At 71.5% G+C, this 17980-nt stretch carries 15 protein-coding genes and 1 pseudogene; 5 read left to right on the top strand and 11 right to left on the bottom strand.

What is annotated here, in order from left to right; genetic code table 11:
• Nucleotides 1-373: 373 nt before the first annotated feature.
• Nucleotides 374-1669, top strand: a pseudogene (locus tag ADL29_RS11665) (glycoside hydrolase family 27 protein); the annotation flags it as partial.
• A gap of 11 nt (nucleotides 1670-1680) precedes the next feature.
• Here the strand turns inward: ADL29_RS11665 and ADL29_RS11660 are convergent.
• Complete coding sequence (locus tag ADL29_RS11660) at nucleotides 1681-3762, bottom strand: serine/threonine-protein kinase (RefSeq protein ID WP_078970907.1); 2082 nt, start codon at nucleotides 3760-3762, stop codon at nucleotides 1681-1683.
• 224 nt (nucleotides 3763-3986) lie between these two features.
• The gene (locus ADL29_RS11655) at nucleotides 3987-4940 is read right to left on the bottom strand and encodes an ROK family protein (RefSeq protein WP_053923588.1); all 954 of its coding nucleotides are present in this window, start codon (nucleotides 4938-4940) and stop codon (nucleotides 3987-3989) included.
• 178 nt (nucleotides 4941-5118) lie between these two features.
• On the opposite strand from ADL29_RS11655, the gene ADL29_RS11650 reads away from it, so the two are divergent.
• Nucleotides 5119-6150, top strand: a complete 1032-nt coding sequence (locus tag ADL29_RS11650; protein WP_053923587.1) for a LacI family DNA-binding transcriptional regulator — start codon at nucleotides 5119-5121, stop codon at nucleotides 6148-6150.
• A gap of 433 nt (nucleotides 6151-6583) precedes the next feature.
• Here the strand turns inward: ADL29_RS11650 and ADL29_RS11645 are convergent, their stop codons facing one another.
• Complete coding sequence (locus tag ADL29_RS11645) at nucleotides 6584-7867, bottom strand: DUF6986 family protein (RefSeq protein WP_053923586.1); 1284 nt, start codon at nucleotides 7865-7867, stop codon at nucleotides 6584-6586.
• Between the two features lie 206 nt (nucleotides 7868-8073).
• Here ADL29_RS11645 and ADL29_RS11640 point away from each other — a divergent pair, with 206 nt between their 5' ends.
• Entirely contained in the window at nucleotides 8074-8595 is a 522-nt protein-coding gene (locus ADL29_RS11640) for a DinB family protein (RefSeq protein WP_053923585.1), read from the top strand.
• 84 nt (nucleotides 8596-8679) lie between these two features.
• On the opposite strand, the gene ADL29_RS11635 is transcribed toward ADL29_RS11640, so the two are convergent.
• The 4 genes from ADL29_RS11635 to ADL29_RS11620 all read right to left on the bottom strand — a co-directional run bounded on the left by ADL29_RS11635 (nucleotide 8680) and on the right by ADL29_RS11620 (nucleotide 11890).
• Entirely contained in the window at nucleotides 8680-9642 is a 963-nt protein-coding gene (locus ADL29_RS11635) for an electron transfer flavoprotein subunit alpha/FixB family protein (protein ID WP_053923584.1), read from the bottom strand.
• Between the two features lie 89 nt (nucleotides 9643-9731).
• Nucleotides 9732-10526, bottom strand: a complete 795-nt coding sequence (locus ADL29_RS11630; protein WP_053923583.1) for an electron transfer flavoprotein subunit beta/FixA family protein — start codon at nucleotides 10524-10526, stop codon at nucleotides 9732-9734.
• 212 nt (nucleotides 10527-10738) lie between these two features.
• Nucleotides 10739-11245: a flavin reductase family protein gene (locus tag ADL29_RS11625; RefSeq protein WP_053923615.1), complete on the bottom strand. Its 507-nt coding sequence runs from the start codon at nucleotides 11243-11245 to the stop codon at nucleotides 10739-10741.
• Between the two features lie 225 nt (nucleotides 11246-11470).
• A complete protein-coding gene (locus ADL29_RS11620) occupies nucleotides 11471-11890 on the bottom strand; it encodes a TlpA family protein disulfide reductase (protein ID WP_046929146.1) in 420 nt (139 codons plus the stop codon).
• A gap of 126 nt (nucleotides 11891-12016) precedes the next feature.
• Between ADL29_RS11620 and ADL29_RS11615 the strand changes: the two genes are divergently transcribed.
• Both ADL29_RS11615 and ADL29_RS11610 read left to right on the top strand, forming a co-directional pair.
• Nucleotides 12017-12481 (top strand): DUF4395 domain-containing protein, encoded by a 465-nt coding sequence (locus ADL29_RS11615; protein WP_053923582.1) that lies wholly within the window; start codon nucleotides 12017-12019, stop codon nucleotides 12479-12481.
• Between the two features lie 224 nt (nucleotides 12482-12705).
• Nucleotides 12706-13416, top strand: coding sequence for a lysophospholipid acyltransferase family protein (locus ADL29_RS11610; RefSeq protein WP_046929144.1), 711 nt, complete (start codon nucleotides 12706-12708; stop codon nucleotides 13414-13416).
• A gap of 37 nt (nucleotides 13417-13453) precedes the next feature.
• Here ADL29_RS11610 and ADL29_RS11605 read toward each other — a convergent pair whose 3' ends face one another.
• From ADL29_RS11605 to ADL29_RS11590, 4 genes are all read right to left on the bottom strand, one after another.
• The gene (locus ADL29_RS11605) at nucleotides 13454-14152 is read right to left on the bottom strand and encodes a B3/B4 domain-containing protein (RefSeq protein WP_053923581.1); all 699 of its coding nucleotides are present in this window, start codon (nucleotides 14150-14152) and stop codon (nucleotides 13454-13456) included.
• 236 nt (nucleotides 14153-14388) lie between these two features.
• A complete protein-coding gene (locus ADL29_RS11600; protein WP_046931468.1) occupies nucleotides 14389-15495 on the bottom strand; it encodes a threonine aldolase family protein in 1107 nt (368 codons plus the stop codon).
• Between the two features lie 92 nt (nucleotides 15496-15587).
• Nucleotides 15588-16349 (bottom strand): SDR family NAD(P)-dependent oxidoreductase, encoded by a 762-nt coding sequence (locus ADL29_RS11595; protein WP_211274296.1) that lies wholly within the window; start codon nucleotides 16347-16349, stop codon nucleotides 15588-15590.
• Between the two features lie 59 nt (nucleotides 16350-16408).
• Entirely contained in the window at nucleotides 16409-17806 is a 1398-nt protein-coding gene (locus ADL29_RS11590) for a DUF6421 family protein (protein WP_046929142.1), read from the bottom strand.
• Nucleotides 17807-17980: the final 174 nt, after the last annotated feature.

Below are 17980 nucleotides of genomic sequence, written 5' to 3'. Positions count from 1 at the left end.
CCGCCGCGAACCCATCGGCAAACAAGCGCTCCCCAGCCCCTCCAGCACCGAAACCCGCACCTGCACAGCGGCCACTGTCGCATATGACGGCGGCCCATCGAGCGGGCTGTGGACGGGTTGCCGGCCCGGGTGCGGCAGGGACGGCCGTTGCGTCGCCCCGTACCGGCCGCCCGGTGCAACTCTGCAGCAGAAACAAACAGAACCGAACGCGAGGGACGCCGCCTCCCTGCGAACAGCCCGACAGATCAAGGGTCTTACGGGAAAGATGGACAACCGTCACCCCACCCCTTCCAACAGACTTCAACAAGCCCTACCGTAACCACTCATCAGGAACGGGTACCCCACACCTCTCCCGAAGACGGAGGACGCGACCATGCGCGTTCACATCCGCACCATCCGCCGACTCACCCTTCAGCACGCCGGTCAGCACGCCGGTGAGCGCACCCGTCGGCGCATCCGCCGCCACGGTCCCGCGAGAGTCGCCGGAGCGCTGTCCGTCGCGCTGCTCTGTACGGCGGCGGTGTCCGCCCCGCCGGCCGCAGCGCAGGCGTCGCACACGCCGGCGTCCCGGCTCCCCGGCGGGCTCGCCCAGACGCCGCCGATGGGGTTCAACAACTGGAACTCCACCCACTGCCGGGCCGAGTTCGACGAGGGGATGGTCAGGGGCATCGCCGACCTCTTCGTCAGCAAGGGCCTCAAGGACGCGGGCTACCGGTACGTCAATCTCGACGACTGCTGGGCGCTGCCCGAGCGGGACGCGGACGGCAGGCTCGTCCCCGATCCCCAGCGCTTCCCCCACGGCATCAAGGCCGTCGCCGACTATGTCCACGGCAAGGGGCTGAAGTTCGGCATCTATACGAGCGCGGGCACCAGGACCTGCAACGAGAACGGGTTCCCCGGAGGCCTGGGACATGAGACGTCCGACGCCCGGCAGTTCGCCGACTGGGGCGTGGACTACCTCAAGTACGACAACTGCAACAACCAGGGTGTGGACGCCAGGCAGCGCTACCGCACGATGCGGGACGCACTGAAGGCCACCGGGCGGCCCATCGTGTACAGCATCTGCGAGTGGGGCGAGAACAGGCCCTGGGAGTGGGCGTCGGACGTAGGACATCTGTGGCGGACCACCGGGGACATCGACGACAGCTGGTCGAGCATGGTCGGGATCCTGAAGCGGAATCTGCCGCTGGCGCCGTACGCGGGACCCGGCCACTGGAACGATCCGGACATGCTGGAGGTCGGCAACGGCGGGATGACGGACACCGAGTACCGCAGCCATTTCTCGCTCTGGTCGATGATGTCCGCCCCGCTGCTGATCGGCTCCGATCTGCGCAGGGCGACCCCGGAGACGCTCACAATCCTGGGCAACAAGGACGTCATCGCCCTCGATCAGGACGCGCTGGGCAAGCAGGCCACGGTACTGACGTCGGACGAGGGACGTTGGACGCTGGTCAAGCAGCTGGCGAACGGTGACCATGCCGTCGCCCTCTTCAACGAGACCGGCGAGGCGCAGACGATCGCCACCACCGCCCAGGACGCGGGCCTCCCGCAGGCGGACCGTTACCTGCTCCGCGACCTGTGGCAGCACCGTAACTCCCACACCACGGGCACCATTTCGGCGAACGTCCCCGCCCACGGCACGGCCGTCTACCGTGTATCCGTCCGGCGTTAGCCGGTCCGTCAGCAGGTGGGCAGGCCGGGGATGGGCTGGTCGTTCTCGCCGCCGGTGAGATAGACGACGCTGATATAGACACCGGTGTTCCCGCTGTCGTCATCGGTCTTCGCCCACCACACGTTCGTCCACTTCCCGTACGTCTCGCGGCGGCCCAGCTTCGCCTGGCAGTAGAAGTAGTTGGTGCCCGCGTTGAGGGTTCCGGCCTGCTGGAAGGACGCGGTGTACGAGGTGGCCGCACGCCAGACGTCGCAGTTGGTCTTGCCGCCGCCGATGGACACGCAGGAGGTCTGCGGGGTGGGCTCACCGCCGCCGCTGCCACCGCTGGTGCTGCCGCCGTGCCCGCCCGATGTGCCGGAGGTGCCGCCGTCCGATCCGCCGGAACCGCCGTCCGTGCCGCCGAGGAGTCCGCCCGTCGCACCACCGCCGGTCTGATCGCCGGAACTCCCGCCCGCGCCTCCGTGCTGGGGCTTCTTGTCGGAGGTCGCGTCCTCCGAGGGCTTCTGGGAGGCGGACGGCGAGGCGCCGGAGTCCTTGCCCTTGTCGTCGCCCTTGCCGGTGTCCTTGCTGCCGGACGGGCTCGGGGCGGCGGCGGGCGTCGGCTTGCCCGCCGGTGCCGCCGACTGCCGCCCGCCGTCTGCGACCGTGTCGCTCGGCCCGCCGCCGACCAGGGCATACGTCACCCCGCCGCCGGTGGCCAGGACGGCGAGCACTGCCGCCACGGCGAGCAGCACACGGCGGCGACGGCGAGCGGGGAGCCGCTCGGTGTCGCTCTCGGACCGGTTCCCGAGGTGCCGGTGCGTATCGGTGCTGCCGACGGCCGGGCCGCTCACCACGCCGGGCGGGTCGAAGCCGGGGTTGATGGCGGACGGGGATGTGGCGGCCTCGGGCGGCGGCGCGGGCGTGCCCGGGTGCGCCGGAGCGGCCTGCCCGCCCGGGCCGCCGGACAGCCAACTTGCGGGCGGCGAAGGGGAGTTGGCGGATCCGGCGGCTGCGCCCTGGCCCGCGGCCGCCTGCCCGAACTCCTGCGGCGGCGGAGGCGGCGCGATCGGCCGGATGTCCGTCGCGGTGGGCAGATGCGGATCGCCGGGCAGGGGCACGGCCGCCGGCTCGCGCCCCTCGGCCACCGCCGTCAGCATGCTCCGCGCCTGGGCGGCGGACGGCCGGTCGGCCGGGTTCTTCGCCATCAGGGCGTGCAGTACGGGCGTGAGCGGTCCGGCCCGCTGCGGCTCGGGCAGCGGCTCGGTGACGATCGCGGTCAGCGTGGACAGCAGCGACGTACGGCGGAACGGCGCGCCGCTGCCCTCCACGGCCGCGTACAACGTCATGCCCAGCGACCAGATGTCCGAGGCCGGGGTGGGGTCCTGGCCCTGGGCCCGCTCGGGCGGCAGATAGTCGAGCGAGCCGACGAGCTCGCCGCTGCGGGTGATGTTGGTGGTGGCGCCGTCGCCCGGCGCCTCGATGCTGGCGATGCCGAAGTCGGTGAGCACCACGCGGCCGGTGCGGTCGAGCAGCACATTGCCGGGCTTCACATCGCGGTGCAGCACGCCCACCTGGTGGGCGGCGTCCAGCGCGTCCATGACCTGGGCGCCGATGCGGGCGATCTCCCGGGGGTCGGCGGCGCCGCGCTGCTGGATGGCGTCGTCGAGCGAGGGTCCGTCGACCAGTTCCATGACGATGACGGGGCGGCCGTCCTCGTCGATGACGTCATGGACGGTGATCACGCCGGAGTGCCGGATACGGGCCGCGGCCCGCGCCTCGCGCTGCATCCGGGTGCGCAGATCGGCGAGTTCGGGGGCTGAGGCGTCGGTGTACGCGCGCAGCACCTTGACGGCCACCTCGCGGCCCAGCACTTCGTCGACGGCGCGGCAGACCACGCCCATCCCGCCGCGGCCGATCCGGCCGGTGACGCGGTAGCGGCCGCCGAGCACCCGCCCGGTCAGATCGGCGTCGCTGCCGCGCTGGGGGCCGCTCGCCGAAGCCGCCCTGGGCGCACCGCCGCCGGGCGGCGCGGCGGCCGCACCGTCGCCCGCCCCGCTCGGCTCCCCCGACTCATTCGCGCTGTGGTGCTCGCGCTCCCCCGGTGTCATCGTCGCCGATCCCCTCGATACCCGTGTCTCTGCCCGTGCACCGTGTCCGACGTCCGACATCCAATGTCTCGACGCCCAACGTCCGTCGTCCGTCGTCCGACGCCCGACATCCAACGTCCGACGCCCGACGTCCGACGCCCAACATCCAACGTCCGACGTCCTGCGTCACGGAGCACATCGCGGTCGGCAACAGACTAAGGGGCGCACGGGGGCGGGTGGTGTCCTCAGGGCAGTGGGACGAAGGCATCGAGACGGGACTGTTGTGCAGCGGCCGCAGCGCCCACCACCCCGGCGTCCGTGCCCGTTTGGGCGGGTACGACCGTCAGGTCCGCCACGAACGACAGGGTTGCGTAGTCGCGCAGCGCCTTGCGAAGGGGGACGAAGAGGACGTCTCCGGCGCCCGCTACTCCCCCGCCGATGACCGCGATATCGATCTCGACCAGCGTCGCGGTGGCCGCGATCCCGGCGGCCAGCGCCTGGGCGGCCCGCTCGAAGGACCGTACGGCGACGGGGTCGCCGGCGTGTGCCGCGGCGGCGACGGCGGCCGCGCTGCTGTCACCGTCGGGACCCGGCCGCCAGCCGTCCGCGAGCGCGCGGCGGGCGATGTTGGGGCCGCTGGCGATCCGCTCGACGCAGCCGCGGGCGCCGCACGGGCAGGCGTCGCCGTCGAGGTCCACGCTGATGTGGCCGATGTGCCCGGCGTTGCCGGTGGGGCCCGGGTGCAGCCGCCCGTTCAGGACTAGCCCGCCGCCGACCCCGGTGGAGACCACCATGCACAGGGCGTTGGCATGGCCGCGCGCGGCGCCCTGCCAGTGCTCGGCCGCGGTCATCGCGACACCATCGCCGACCAGTGTCACCGGCCGCTCCCCGACCAGCGCCCGCACCCCGGCGACCAGCGGAAAGTCGCGCCAGCCGGGGATGTTGACGGGGCTGACGGTGCCGGCCGAGGCGTCCACCGGACCCGCGCTGCCGATGCCCACGGCCGCCACCCGCGCCCAGTCCGGCCCCGCGGCCAGCTCCTGGACCACCTCGGCCACCGCACGCATCACACTCGCCCCGTCCTTGTCGGCGGGGGTCGGCCGGCCGGCCCGTACGATCAGCCTGCCGCGCCCGTCCACCAGGGCTCCGGCGATCTTGGTGCCGCCAATGTCGAGCGCTGCGCTGAGGTCCGTCTGCATCGGTGTCGAATCTCCTGGTGGGCCCGGGGCCGGGGTGGATCGTCCCGGCGCGAGAACGCCAGTCTTCCCGCAGTTGACAACGTTGTCCAGGGGCTATGCTCGACGGCACCCCCCGCACCGCCGGCACATCGCCGGCAGCACATCGCCGGCAGCCGCCTACAGAATCAGGACCGCACACGTGACGGACACCGCGCAGGGCACCTCTCGTCGCTACGGCACCAGGCCCACGATGAAGGATGTGGCGGCGCGCGCCGGGGTCGGCCTCAAGACGGTCTCCCGCGTGGTCAACGGCGAACCGGGCGTCACCCCGGACACCGAACGGCGGGTCCAGGAGGCGATCACGGCCCTGGGGTTCCGCCGTAACGACTCGGCCCGGATCCTGCGCAAGGGCCGCACGGCCAGCATCGGCCTCGTCCTCGAGGATCTCGCCGACCCCTTCTACGGGCCGCTCAGCCGCGCCGTCGAGGAGGTCGCCCGCGACCACGGCGCGCTGCTGATCAACGGCTCCAGCGCCGAGGACCCGGACCGGGAACAGGAGTTGGTGCTCGCGCTGTGCGCCCGCCGGGTGGACGGGCTGGTCGTCATCCCGGCCGGTGACGACCACCGCTATCTGGAGCCGGAGATCGCGGCGGGCATCGCGACGGTCTTCGTGGACCGCCCCGCCGGCCGGATCGATGCCGACGTGGTGCTCTCCGACAGCTTCGGCGGCGCCCAGGAGGCGGTCGCCCATCTCATCGCACACGGCCACCGCCGTATCGGCTTCATCGGCGACCAGCCGCGTATCCACACCGCGAAGGAACGGTTGCGCGGCTATCGCACCGCCATGGCCGCCGCCGGGCTGCCGGTCGACGAGTCCTGGGTGACGCTGGGCTCCACCGCCCCCGAGCATGTACGGGCCGCGGCGACCGCCATGCTGGACGGCCCCGAGCCGGTCACCGCGCTGTTCGCGGGCAACAACCGCGTCACCGTCACCGCCGTCCGCGTCCTGCGCGAACGCCCGCGCCCCGTCGCCCTGGTGGGATTCGACGACTTCGAGCTCGCCGATCTCGTCCGGCCCGCGATCACGGTCGTCGCCCAGGACGCGGCGCGGCTGGGCCGGACCGCCGCCGGACTGCTCTTCCGCCGCCTCGACGGCATCGACGAGCCGCCGCGCCGGGTGGAGATCCCCACCCGGCTGATCGCCCGCGGCTCGGGGGAGATCCGGCCGTAACGCTGCCGCTGTGCCTCGGCCCCACGTTTTCGGCTTTCCCACCGTACGGGCTGTTCGCCGTGGCGCCTGCGGCCCGTCCGCTGCGCTTTGCCCGCGCCGACGTGTTGAGCCTTGCCGCCGTTTCGCCTGCGGCGGGCTGGTGCCACTGCGCGGGGCTGTTCGGCAGCGGCACCGGGCTTGCACGGCTCCGCCGCTACAGCCCGGCACCTCCCCGTGGGGAACGGGGAAGAACGGGTGGGGGCGGCCGTAGGCCCGTACACGCCCGCAGTGGACAGAGCATGCTCGCCCCCACCAGCCTGTTCCCCCCACCCACGGGAGGGGACGGACCGTAGGACGAAGTCCGTAGGGTCGGCCCCGCTCCCGTACAACCCACGCCCGCCGCAGGCGCCACGGCGAACAACCCCTACGGCGGAACAGCCGACAACGTGGGGCCTTAAGCCGAGCGCAGCGAACGGCCCGCCAGGGAGTCGAGGTCGGCGCGGGTCAGACCGGTCAGCCGGGCGGCCTCGCCGGGGGCGACGGCGCCGCAGTCCAGGCCGCGCAGCAGATAGCCGGCGAGGGCCTTGGCGGTGGCGGGCTCGTCCGCGACATCGCCGCCGGTCTTGGCCACGTACGCCGCGAGCCGGGCCGCGGCCTGCTCCAGGCCTTCGAGATAGAAGGCGTAGACCGCGGCGTAACGGGTCGGGAGGTGGCCGGGGTGCATGTCCCAGCCCTGGTAGTACGCACGGGCCAGCGAGCGGCGGACGAGGCCGTGGTGCAGCCGCCAGACAGAGTGGACGTGGGACGTCGGACCTACCGGCAGCATATTGGTGGAGCCGTCGGAGAGCCGGACGCCGGTGCCCGCGGCGGCCACCTGCATCACGGTCTTGGCGTAGTCGGCGGCGGGGTGGTCCAGCGACTGGTGCGCGGCGCTGATCCCGCAGGAGGCGCTGTAGTCGTAGGTGCCGTAGTGCAGGGAGGTGGCGCGGCCCTTGGCCGCCTCGATCATGCGGGAGACCGTGGCGCGGCCGTCGGGGCCCAGGATCGACTGGGTGGTCTCCACCTGGATCTCGAAACCGATCCGGCCGCTCTCCAGGCCGCGCGCCCTCTCGAAGGCCTCCAGCAGCCGGACCATGGCGGTGACCTGCTCGGCGTAGGTCACCTTGGGGAGGGTCAGAACGAGCCCGTCGGGCAGGCCGCCGGCCTCCATGAGGCCGGTGAGGAAGATGTCGAGGGTGCGGATACCGCGGTCGCGGACGGCGGCCTCCATGCACTTCATCCGGATGCCCATGTACGGGGCCGCGGTGCCGTCCCGGTAGGCGTCGGCGACGAGGGCTGCGGCGCGGGCCGCGGCCTCGTCCTCCTCGGCGTCCGAGCGGACGCCGTAACCGTCCTCGAAGTCGATGCGCAGGTCTTCGATCGGCTCGCGCTCCAGCTTGGCGCGGACGCGGTCGTAGACCGGTCCGGCGAGCTCGTCGGGGATGCCCAGGACGGCGGCGAGCGACGCGGCGTCGGGGGCGTGCTCGTCGAGGGCGGCGAGCGCCTGGTCGCCCCACGAGCGGATGGTGTCGGCGGCGAAGGCATCGCCCGGGACATAGACCGTGTGGACCGGCTGGCGGGTGCCGGGGTCGCCCGGGTAGCGCCGCGCCAGATCGGCGTCCACCGCGGCGAGAGCGGCGTCGATGCCCTCGCGTACGGTGTGCGCAAGGCTCGTCGCCACGGTCTCCTGCTGCCCCATCCGACACCCCTCCGGTTCTTCCGCCCGACCTCGGCCGAGCATCTCCATCATTTCCGCTTCACGGAATCAACAATCCGTATAGCGAAGTTATCCGTGTCGCGTACCTGGGTCAACACCCACTCACCCGAGGGGACGCAGGTCACGGGCCCGCACCCGTACCCCGTAACTCCGTGGCACAGCGGCGCCGGCCCCGCCAGACTCACCGCATGACTTGGACCGCACCACAGATCACCCGCCGGGAGTTTCCCGTCGGCGTCGGCGAACGCGAGATGCTTCAGGGCTGGCTCGACTGGCACCGCGACACACTCCTCACCAAGTGCGCGGGGCTGGCCCCGGAGCAGCTCGTCGAGGCGAGCGCCGCGCCCTCCACCCTCACCCTGCTCGGGCTGGTGCGCCATCTGGCGCTGGTCGAGCGCACCTGGTTCCGGCGACGCTTCGCGGGCGAGGAGATCGGCGATCTCTACGACCTCGAGCGGAACCCGGACGCCGACTTCGTCGACGCCACCGCGGCCGGCGCGGAGACCGATGTCGCGGTCTTCCGTGCCGAGATCGAGGCCGCGGACGCGGCGGTCAAGGGCCGCGGGCTGGACGAGACCTTCCAGCACGAGCGCAGCGGGAAGACGCTGAATCTGCGCTGGGTCTATGTCCACATGATCGAGGAGTACGCGCGCCACAACGGCCATGCGGATCTGCTGCGCGAGCGGATCGACGGGGCGACGGGCGACTGAGATCGCGCCGAGGCCCCGTACGGCGGGTGCGTACGGGGCCTCGGCGGCGCTTGGCCGGACAGGGCTCGGCCCTTCCGATACGGCTCAGCCCTTGCGGGACTTGACCTCTTCGGTCAGCGCCGGGACGACGTCGAACAGGTCGCCGACCACGCCGTAGTCGACCAGGTCGAAGATCGGTGCCTCGGCGTCCTTGTTGATCGCGACGATGGTCTTCGAGGTCTGCATACCGGCGCGGTGCTGGATCGCACCGGAGATGCCCGCCGCGATGTACAGCTGCGGCGAGACCGACTTGCCGGTCTGGCCGACCTGGTTGGTGTGCGGGTACCAGCCGGCGTCCACCGCGGCACGCGAGGCACCGACGGCCGCGCCGAGCGAGTCGGCGAGGGCCTCGATGACCGGGAAGTTCTCGGCGCCGTTGACGCCGCGGCCACCGGAGACCACGATCGCGGCCTCGGTCAGCTCCGGGCGGCCGGTCGACTCGCGCGGGGTGCGCGAGACGATCTTGGTGCCCTTGGAGGAGTCGGCGACGGTCACCGCGAGCTGCTCGACCGTACCGGCGGCCGGGGCGTCCTCCGGGGCGGCGGAGTTCGGCTTGACGGTGATGACCGGGGTGCCCTTGGTGATACGGGACTTGGTGGTGAACGACGCCGCGAAGACGGACTGCGTGGCCACCGGACCCTCGTCGCCGGCCTCGAGGTCGACGGCGTCGGTGATGATGCCGGAGCCGATACGGACCGCGAGGCGGGCCGCGATCTCCTTGCCCTCGGCGGAGGACGGCAGCAGCACGGCGGCCGGGGAGACCGCGTCGTAGGCGGCCTGCAGCGCGTCGACCTTGGGGGCGACGAGGTACTCGGTGAACTCCGGCGCGTCGGCGGCCAGCACCTTGACGGCGCCGTGCTCGCCGAGGACCTTGGCGGCCGCGTCGGCGTTGGCGCCGAGGTGGACGGCTACCGGCTCGCCGATGCGGCGGGCGAGGGTGAGCAGCTCGAGGGTGGGCTTGCGGACGGCACCGTCCACGTGGTCGACGTAGACAAGAACTTCAGCCATGGGATGACTCTCCTGCAGGAAGAATGAGGGCGGTTGAGGGGGACGGGCCGGCTGTGTTGACCCGGGGGATAACCCCCGGACCCCCAGCCTTAAATGAACTTCTGGCCCGCGAGGAACTCAGCGAGCTGCTTGGCGCCCTCGCCCTCGTCCTTGACGACGGTGCCGGCGGTGCGGGCCGGACGCTCGGCCGCCTCGTCGACCTTGGTCCACGCGCCCTCGAGGCCGACCTCGTCCGCCTCGATCTCCAGGTCCTCCAGGTCCAGCTCCTCCACCGGCTTCTTCTTGGCGGCCATGATGCCCTTGAAGGAGGGGTAACGCGCCTCGCCCGACTGGTCGGTGACGGAGATGACGGCCGGCAGGGAGGCCTCCAGCTGCTCGCTGGCGGTGTCGCCGTCGCGGCGGCCCTTGACCGTGCCGTTGGGGCCACCCTCGACGGAGACCTCGGAGAGCTGGGTCACCTGCGGGACGCCCAGGCGCTCGGCGAGCAGCGCGGGCAGCACGCCCATGGTGCCGTCGGTGGAGGCCATTCCGCAGACGACCAGGTCGTAGCCGGTGTGCTCGATGGCCTTGGCGAGCACGAGCGAGGTGCCCAGCGCGTCGGTGCCGTGCAGGTCGTCGTCCTCGACGTGGACACCCTTGTCGGCGCCCATCGACAGCGCCTTGCGCAGGGCGTCGCTGGCGTCCTCGGGACCGACGGTCAGGACCGTGATCTCCGCGTCGTCGGCGGCTTCCTTGATCTGCAGGGCCTGCTCGACGGCGTACTCGTCGAGCTCCGAGAGCAGACCGTCCACGTCGTCACGGTCGACGGTCAGGTCCTCGGCGAAGTGCCGGTCGCCGGTGGCGTCGGGCACGTACTTCACACAGACAACGATCCTCAAGCTCACGCCGGCTCTCCTACCTGCATCGTCTCTTCAGAACTGCCTTGTACCGGCAGCATAGGCGCCTCATGGGGCGGCTCCGGGTCGGATACGGAACCCCGCGCCGACCGTCATGTTACTAGCCAGTACATCCACTCTCGTCCCCCGAATCAAGGCCGTCGAAATGTGACCTTGCCAACGGCCTTGATCGGGTGATGACGAGAGCCTGCGGGAACCTGTCAGTCCCGCAGGGCGTTGAAGCGGCCCTGGTGGTAGAGGAGCGGCCGGCCGGGTCCGGCGGGGTCGCCGACGACGGGCTGGGCGAGCACGATGCGGTGGTCCCCGGCCGGAACCCTGGCCACCACCCGGCACACCAGCCAGGCCAGTACGCCGTCCAGGAGGGGCACGCCCTCGGGGCCGGTGCGCCAGGAGGTGGCCGGGCCGAAGCGGTCCGCGCCGCTGCGGGCGAAGGTCGCGGCAAGCTCCTGCTGGTGCTCGCCGAGTATGTGGACGCCGATGTGTCCGGCCTCGGCGACGGCCGGCCAGCTGGAGGCACCGGTGCCGATGCCGAACGAGAGCAGCGGGGGCTCCGCGGCGACGGAGGTCAGGGAGGTGGCGGTGAAGCCGACGGGGCGGGTGCCGTGCGCGGTGATCACCGCGACACCGGCGGCGTGCTGCCGGAAGACGGAGCGCAGCAGATCGGGGGTGGCGATGCGGGGCGTGCCGAGGTCGGGCGAGGCCGTCATGGAGTTGTCCTTCTGATGGAGTGTACGAGCCTGGGCGTGGCGGCCGGCAGCGGCGCGGCTGCCGGCAGCGGTGGTGTCGTCGCTGCTCACACGCTGGGACAGCGCGCGCTGGCGGTCCGCAGAAGGTCCACGTGCGCGCGTCCGTACAGAAGGGTTCCTGGCCGCATAACGTCAGACTGACGATGCTCGGGCGGCAGCGTCAAGTGGCGCCCGGCATCTGGGAGATCAATCACGGACCGCCTCGCCGAGGGCGGCTATGACATCGGCCTTACGGGGCTGGCCTGCGGCGCGGCGCACGATCGTGCCGTGTGCGTCGAGGACCAGCACGGTGGGTGTGCGCAGGATGTTCAGGCTCCGTACGAGATCCAGACGGGCCTCGGCGTCGATCTCCACATGCGCCACCCCGTCCACTATGTCCGCAACCTCCGCCAGGATCCGCCGGGTGGCGCGGCAGGGCTGGCAGAAGGCGCTGGAGAACTGCACCAGGGTGGCCCGCTCCCCCAGCCGGTCACCGATCTCGGCGGCGCCCAGCCGCTCCCCGTCGTCCCGTGCTCGCACTGTCACCTTCCCGTTCCGGCGCCGGTGCCACACACCGAAGGCGCTCGCCGCGGCGAGCACCCCGATGCACACCATGAGTCCCGTCATCTCAGTCCCGTCGTCTCAGGATGCAGCATGCACGCGGCCGCAGAGATTCCCGGGTTCACACGACCGCAATGATGTCCGGGGCCCCGGGACGGTTTTCCCGGGGGCCTTCTGCGGGATGGTGGAGCCATGTCCAACGATCCTGCCGACGGCACCGGCCGTCCAGACCGTACCGACCGTATCGACGTCCGCGGACCGAGGTTCGGGGCGGCGCTCACCACCGTCGTCCTGGCAGCCGTACTGATCACCGGGAGCGGCCCGCTGCTGGCCGTCCAGGCGCTGGTCTTCGCCGTCGGGGCGGTGGCGGGTGTCCAGCACTCGCCCTACGCCTGGCTGTTCAAGGTGGCGGTTCGCCCGCGGCTTTCCCCGCCCGCCGAGTTCGAGGCCGGCGCCCCGCCGCGCTTCGCGCAGAGTGTCGGCCTCTTCTTCGCCCTGCTGGGGCTGGCCGGCTACTTCCTGGGGCCGCAGTGGCTGGGCCTCGCGGCCACCGGCTGCGCGCTCGGCGCGGCGTTCCTCAATGCCGCGTTCGGGTACTGCCTGGGCTGCGAGATGTACCTTCTGCTGCGGAGGACCGTGGGGCGGACGGCCGGCTGAGGCGGCCCCTCGCGGAATTCCGCAGGACGGGTCACGTGACGAGGATCTCCCGGCTGTGGCGGCTCGTGTACTGGCCGCGACGGCCGTGATCGGGCACGATCTCCCGAGGCCGCACACTTACGACTGCGTAAGTTAAGGCCGCATAAGTAAAGCTGCAGAAAGTCTTCGGTACACAGTCTTCGCCGGGAGAGCCCTCCCCAGGCACAGAGAAGGGGTCCCCCGACATGGCCGAGCTCGTCTACCCGCCGGTGATCGGCGCCGCCCGCACCGTCTTCAAGGCGCTCGACCTCAAATTCGACATCTCGGGGGCGGAGAACATTCCGCGCCGCGGCGGCGCGGTGCTGGTGAGCAATCACATCGGCTATCTCGACTTCGTCTTCGCGGGCCTGGCGGCACGGCCCGCCAAGCGGCTGGTGCGCTTCATGGCGAAGGAGTCGGTCTTCCGGCACAAGGTGTCGGGGCCGCTGATGCGGGCGATGAAGCACATACCGGTCGACCGCGCGCAGGGCATGCACGCCTACAAGCACGCACTGAGCGCGCTGCGTTCGGGGGAGATCATCGGCGTCTTCCCGGAGGCGACGATCTCCGAGTCGTTCACCCTCAAGAACTTCAAGTCGGGTGCGGCGCGGCTGGCGCAGGAGGCCGGGGTGCCGCTGGTCCCGCTGGCGCTGTGGGGCACCCAGCGGCTGTGGACCAAGGGCCACAAGCGTGATCTGGGCCGTAACCACTTCCCGATCACGATCCGGGTGGGCGAGCCGGTGGAGGCCGACCCCGCCGACCAGGCCGAGAAGATCACCGACCGGCTGCGGGCCCGCGTCCAGGACCTCCTGGAGGCCGCCCAGCGCGCCTACCCCGTACGCCCCAAGGGCCCCGAGGACACCTGGTGGATCCCGGCCCACCTCGGCGGCACCGCTCCGGCGGCGCCCGGCGCATAGTGCCGGGCGGGGGCGGCTCCCCGCCCCCGCCGCCGCTTCACTGCGCCCAGACCTCACCGATCTCGATACGGGCGTCCGGGCAGGCCTTCTGCAGTCGCTCCGCCAGCTCGACGCCCGCCGCCCGCAGGTCGTCGAGCGTCATCGGGGCCATCCGCTCCAGCAGGAACAGCGCGCTGACCGAGTCCTCGGTGAGGCGGGTGCGGACACCCTGGCGCCAGTTCCAGCGGCGGCAGGTGACACCCTCGTCGTCGCACCAGACGACCTCGCCGGGCTCGGGGTGCTCGATGACCTCCGCGCCGCCCGCCGCCGTCACGAACGGCTCGTCGCCGGTGGCCCGTACGAGCCGCATGTCCCCCTGGATACGGTCCAGGTCCTCGCCGCCGACGGGGATGAGGTGGGCGACGCTGATGGCGTTGTAGAGGTCGACGAGGCGGTTGATGCGCGGCAGGCCGCCGTCGGCCAGGGCACGCTTGGCGAGCGCCTCGGCGGAGTTGCGGGTCCGCGAGGGCTTGCAGCCGAAGGCGGTGTACGCGGCGCGCCAGGCGGCGATATGCGGGTCGTCCTGCGGGGCGCTCCCGTCGAGGCGTTCGGCCAGGCGCCGGGCGGCCTCGTCCAGCAGCGCCGAACTCGTCTCGTCGCTGGGCCCGTTGGTCAGACCGTGCGCCTCGACGGCCAGGTGGCCGAAGCCGGGGGCGAGGGCTTGTACCTCGCCGGAAATGTGCAGGGGACGGGTCATGGGAGTGCCGCCTCAGAGTTCGGTGGGGACCGGCCGGTGGAGGCCGCCGGGAGGTCATTTGAGCACGGCCGACCATGGTTCAGCAAACGACACTGATCAGTCCACTTCATTGAACTCTCTGGCTGTCCGACGGGCCCGGCGCCTCCCCGTTGAGGGGGGAAGAGACCGGTGGGGGCGTACGCAAGGCATCACGCGCGCGCAGTGGACGGACCGCGCTCACCCCCACCGACCTCGGCTCAGCGGGCGATTTCCTCCCTGATCGCCTCAAGGAACCCGTCCACGTCCTCCTCCACCGTGTCGAACGCGCACATCCACCGCACGACACCGGCCGCCTCGTCCCAGAAGTAGAACCGGTACCGCTTCTGCAGCCGCTCGCTGACGTCGTGCGGCAGGCGGGCGAAGACCGCGTTGGACTGCACGGGGTAGAGGATCTCGACGCCGTCGATCTCCCGCACCCCGGCCGCCAGCCGCTGCGCCATGGTGTTGGCGTGCCGGGCGTTGCGCAGCCACAGGTCCTTGGCCAGCAGGGCCTCCAGCTGGACGGAGACGAAGCGCATCTTCGAGGCCAGCTGCATGGACATCTTGCGCAGATGCTTCATGTGCCGTACGGCGTCGGGGTTGAGGACGACCACGGCCTCACCGAAGACGGCACCGTTCTTGGTGCCGCCGTAGGAGAGGAGGTCGACACCCGCGGCGTTGGTGAACGCCCGCATCGGAACGTCCAGCGTCGCCGCGGCGTTGGCTATCCGGGAGCCGTCGAGGTGCACCAGCATGCCGCGCTCATGGGCGTGTTCGCAGATCGCCCGGACCTCGTCGGGGGTGTAGACCGTGCCGAGCTCGGTGCTCTGGGTGATCGAGACGACCTGCGGCATGGCGCGGTGCTCGTCGTCCCAGCCCCATGCCTGCCGGTCGATCAGCTCGGGCGTGAGCTTGCCGTCCTCGGTCGGTACGGTCAGCAGCTTGAGCCCGCCGACCCGCTCGGGCGCACCGCACTCGTCGACGTGGATGTGTGCGCTCTCGGCGCAGATCACGGCGCCCCAGCGGTCGGTGACCGCCTGGAGGGCGACGACATTGGCGCCCGTGCCGTTGAACACCGGGAACGCCTCGGCGCGCTGCCCGAAGTGGCTGCGGATGACGCGCTGGAGGTGTGCGGTGTAGTCGTCCTCGCCGTAGGCGACCTGGTGGCCGCCGTTGGCGAGGGCGATCGCGGCGAGGACCTCCGGGTGGGCGCCGGCGTAGTTGTCGCTGGCGAAACCGCGCAGCCCGCGGTCGTGGTGCTGCCGGGCATCGGTCGTGCCCGCGCCGGCGGCCGGGCCGGCCGCCCGGCCCTCCGTCGCGCTCACCGCTTCGCTCACGGCCCGCTGCACAGCCGACGGCACGGCCCGGCCCACCGCCTCGCTGACGGCTTCGGTCACGGCTCGGCTCACGGCCTGGGTCACGGCTTGGGGGTCAGCCACAGACGCTGTCCATTCACTTCCTGGGCGGGCCGGCTCCAGATCCCGGCGATGGCCTCGGCCAGCTCCGTGACGTCCGTGAAGCCCGCGAACTTGGCATTCGGTCGCTCGGCGCGCATCTGCTCGTTGACGAGCGCCTTGACGATCAGGATGGCAGCCGCGGCGCGCGGTCCCTGCTCACCCCCCGACTTGCGGAAGCCGTCGGCCATGGCGAGCGTCCAGGCCTCCGCGGCGGCCTTGGAGGCGGCGTAGGCGGCATTGCCCGCGGTGGGCTTGGAGGCGCCGGCCGCGCTGATGAGCACGAAACGGCCGTTGCCGCTGCGCTCGAGGGCGTCGTGGAAGGCGAGGGAGGTGTGCTGGACGGTGCGGATCAGCAGCTTGTGCAGCACATCCCAGTCCGTGAGGCTGGTCTCCGGGAAGGTCGACGAGCCGCGCCAGCCGCCCACGAGGTGGACCAGGCCGTCGATCCGGCCGAATTCCTTCTCCGTACGGTCCGCCCATTCGCGGGTCTGCTCCGGGTCGAGGAGATCGACGGTGTCCCCTATCACCGTGGCGCCGCCGTGTGCGTAGCGGGCCGCGTCGACGGCCTGCGCCAAGCGCTCGGGGTCCGCGTCGGAGCCGACCACCACCGCGCCCGCCTCGGCCAGCCGCAGCAGCGTGGCCCGGCCGGCCGGTCCGGCCGCTCCCGCCACCGCGATGACCGCGCCCTCCAGCGGCCCCTGGCCACCCGTCGAAGTACCCATCTTCGTCGCCTCCTCGTCCTGCCCCTGGACGGCCGTCTGCCGGTTGTCGCGGTCGGTCTTCACGCCGCCGCCAGTGCGTCGCTGTCGGCCGTGATGCCCTTGGTGGAGGCGATCACCGTACGCAGCTTCTTGCGGAGCGCCTCGTAGAACATGCTCAGGGGGAACTCGTCCGCCAGCACGTCGTCCACGAGTTTGCGCGGCGGCTGGTCGAGGTCGAGGGCGTCGGGTCCCTTGGCCCAGACCGAACCGGGGTGCGGTGCGAGGTAGGTCGAGACGAGGTCGTACGCGGCGAACCAGTGGACCAGCTTGGGCCGGTCGATGCCGTCGCGGTAGAGCTTTTCGATCTCGCCGCACAGCTCGTTGGTGACCTTGGGCGCCCGCTCCCAGTCGATGTGGAGTGTGTTGTCCGTCCAGCGTACGACGTCGTGCTGGTGCAGGTAGGCGAAGAGCAGCTGGCCGCCGAGGCCGTCATAATTGCGCACCCGGTCGCCGGTGACGGGGAACCGGAACATCCGGTCGAAGATCACCGCGAACTGCACATCACGCGCCTGGCGGTAGCCCTCGGACTCCAGCTTCACGGCCTCCTTGAAGGCGGTGAGGTCGCAGCGCAGCTCCTCGAGGCCGTACATCCAGAACGGCTGCCGCTGCTTGATCATGAAGGGGTCGAACGGCAGGTCACCGTGGCTGTGGGTGCGGTCGTGCACCATGTCCCACAGGACGAACGCCTCCTGGCAGCGCTGCTGGTCGGCGAGCATCTCGCGGATGTCCTCGGGCACTTCGAGGCCGAGGGTCTCGACGGCGGCGGCGGTGACCCGGCGGAAGCGGGCGGCCTCGCGGTCGCAGAAGATGCCGCCCCAGGTGAAGCGCTCGGGGGCCTCGCGGACCGCGATGGTCTCGGGGAAGAGGACGGCGGAGTTGGTGTCGTAACCGGCGGTGAAGTCCTCGAAGGTGATACCGCAGAAGAGGGCGTTGTCGTAACGGGTGCGCTCCAGCTCGGCGAGCCAGTCGGGCCAGACCATGCGCAGCACGACGGCCTCGAAGTTACGGTCCGGGTTGCCGTTCTGGGTGTACATCGGGAACAGGACGAGGTGCTGGAGGCCGTCGGCGCGCTGCCGGGCGGGCTGGAAGGCGAGCAGCGAGTCGAGGAAGTCGGGCACACCGAAGCCGTCGTCGGCCCAGCGGCGCAGATCGGCGGTGACCGCCTGGTGGTAGGCGGCGTCGTGCGGGAGCAGCGGGGCGAGCTCCGCGACGGCCGCTATCACGCGCTCGACCTCGGCGCGGACGGTGCCGGCGGACGGTGCGCCCTCGGCCTCCAGGTCGATCGAGCCGTCCTTGGACTGCCATGGACGGATGGTCTCGACGGCGTCCTTGAGGACGGGCCACGCCGGGTGCTCGACCACACGCTCTGCGGTCGCGGTGCCCTCCGGGACACCCACAGGCGAAAGAATTTCCGTCATGACTGCCCTCCGGCGGTAGATCGTCTTGTCAGCACACGGTAACCAGCGAAGGATCGTCGACTCAAGGGGAGGCGGTGAAAATTTTTCTGCGAAAACCCGCCCTGGACGCTCATTTTTCCTGTGAAGGGCGGGAGGAGTGAGACGTTCCGCCCGTCCTGGCAAGGGAATCCGCCA

The sequence above is a fragment of the Streptomyces chattanoogensis genome (assembly GCF_001294335.1).
GTDB classification, from domain to species: Bacteria; Actinomycetota; Actinomycetes; order Streptomycetales; family Streptomycetaceae; genus Streptomyces; species Streptomyces chattanoogensis.
Note: the sequence above shows the minus strand (reverse complement) of the source record. Positions and strands in the feature narration are given on the sequence as shown.

Excerpts from the sequence above, each read along its gene's own strand:
- ADL29_RS11655 (WP_053923588.1), bottom strand. The coding sequence starts at position 4,940 with ATGCAGACGGACCTCAGCGCAGCGCTCGACATTGGCGGCACCAAGATC.
- ADL29_RS11595 (WP_211274296.1), bottom strand. The coding sequence starts at position 16,349 with ATGGGTACTTCGACGGGTGGCCAGGGGCCGCTGGAGGGCGCGGTCATC.
- ADL29_RS11605 (WP_053923581.1), bottom strand. The coding sequence starts at position 14,152 with ATGACCCGTCCCCTGCACATTTCCGGCGAGGTACAAGCCCTCGCCCCC.
- ADL29_RS11615 (WP_053923582.1), top strand. The coding sequence starts at position 12,017 with ATGTCCAACGATCCTGCCGACGGCACCGGCCGTCCAGACCGTACCGAC.
- ADL29_RS11625 (WP_053923615.1), bottom strand. The coding sequence starts at position 11,245 with ATGACGGCCTCGCCCGACCTCGGCACGCCCCGCATCGCCACCCCCGAT.
- ADL29_RS11640 (WP_053923585.1), top strand. The coding sequence starts at position 8,074 with ATGACTTGGACCGCACCACAGATCACCCGCCGGGAGTTTCCCGTCGGC.
- ADL29_RS11620 (WP_046929146.1), bottom strand. The coding sequence starts at position 11,890 with ATGACGGGACTCATGGTGTGCATCGGGGTGCTCGCCGCGGCGAGCGCC.
- ADL29_RS11590 (WP_046929142.1), bottom strand. The coding sequence starts at position 17,806 with ATGACGGAAATTCTTTCGCCTGTGGGTGTCCCGGAGGGCACCGCGACC.
- ADL29_RS11645 (WP_053923586.1), bottom strand. The coding sequence starts at position 7,867 with ATGGGGCAGCAGGAGACCGTGGCGACGAGCCTTGCGCACACCGTACGC.
- ADL29_RS11610 (WP_046929144.1), top strand. The coding sequence starts at position 12,706 with ATGGCCGAGCTCGTCTACCCGCCGGTGATCGGCGCCGCCCGCACCGTC.
- ADL29_RS11635 (WP_053923584.1), bottom strand. The coding sequence starts at position 9,642 with ATGGCTGAAGTTCTTGTCTACGTCGACCACGTGGACGGTGCCGTCCGC.
- ADL29_RS11660 (WP_078970907.1), bottom strand. The coding sequence starts at position 3,762 with ATGACACCGGGGGAGCGCGAGCACCACAGCGCGAATGAGTCGGGGGAG.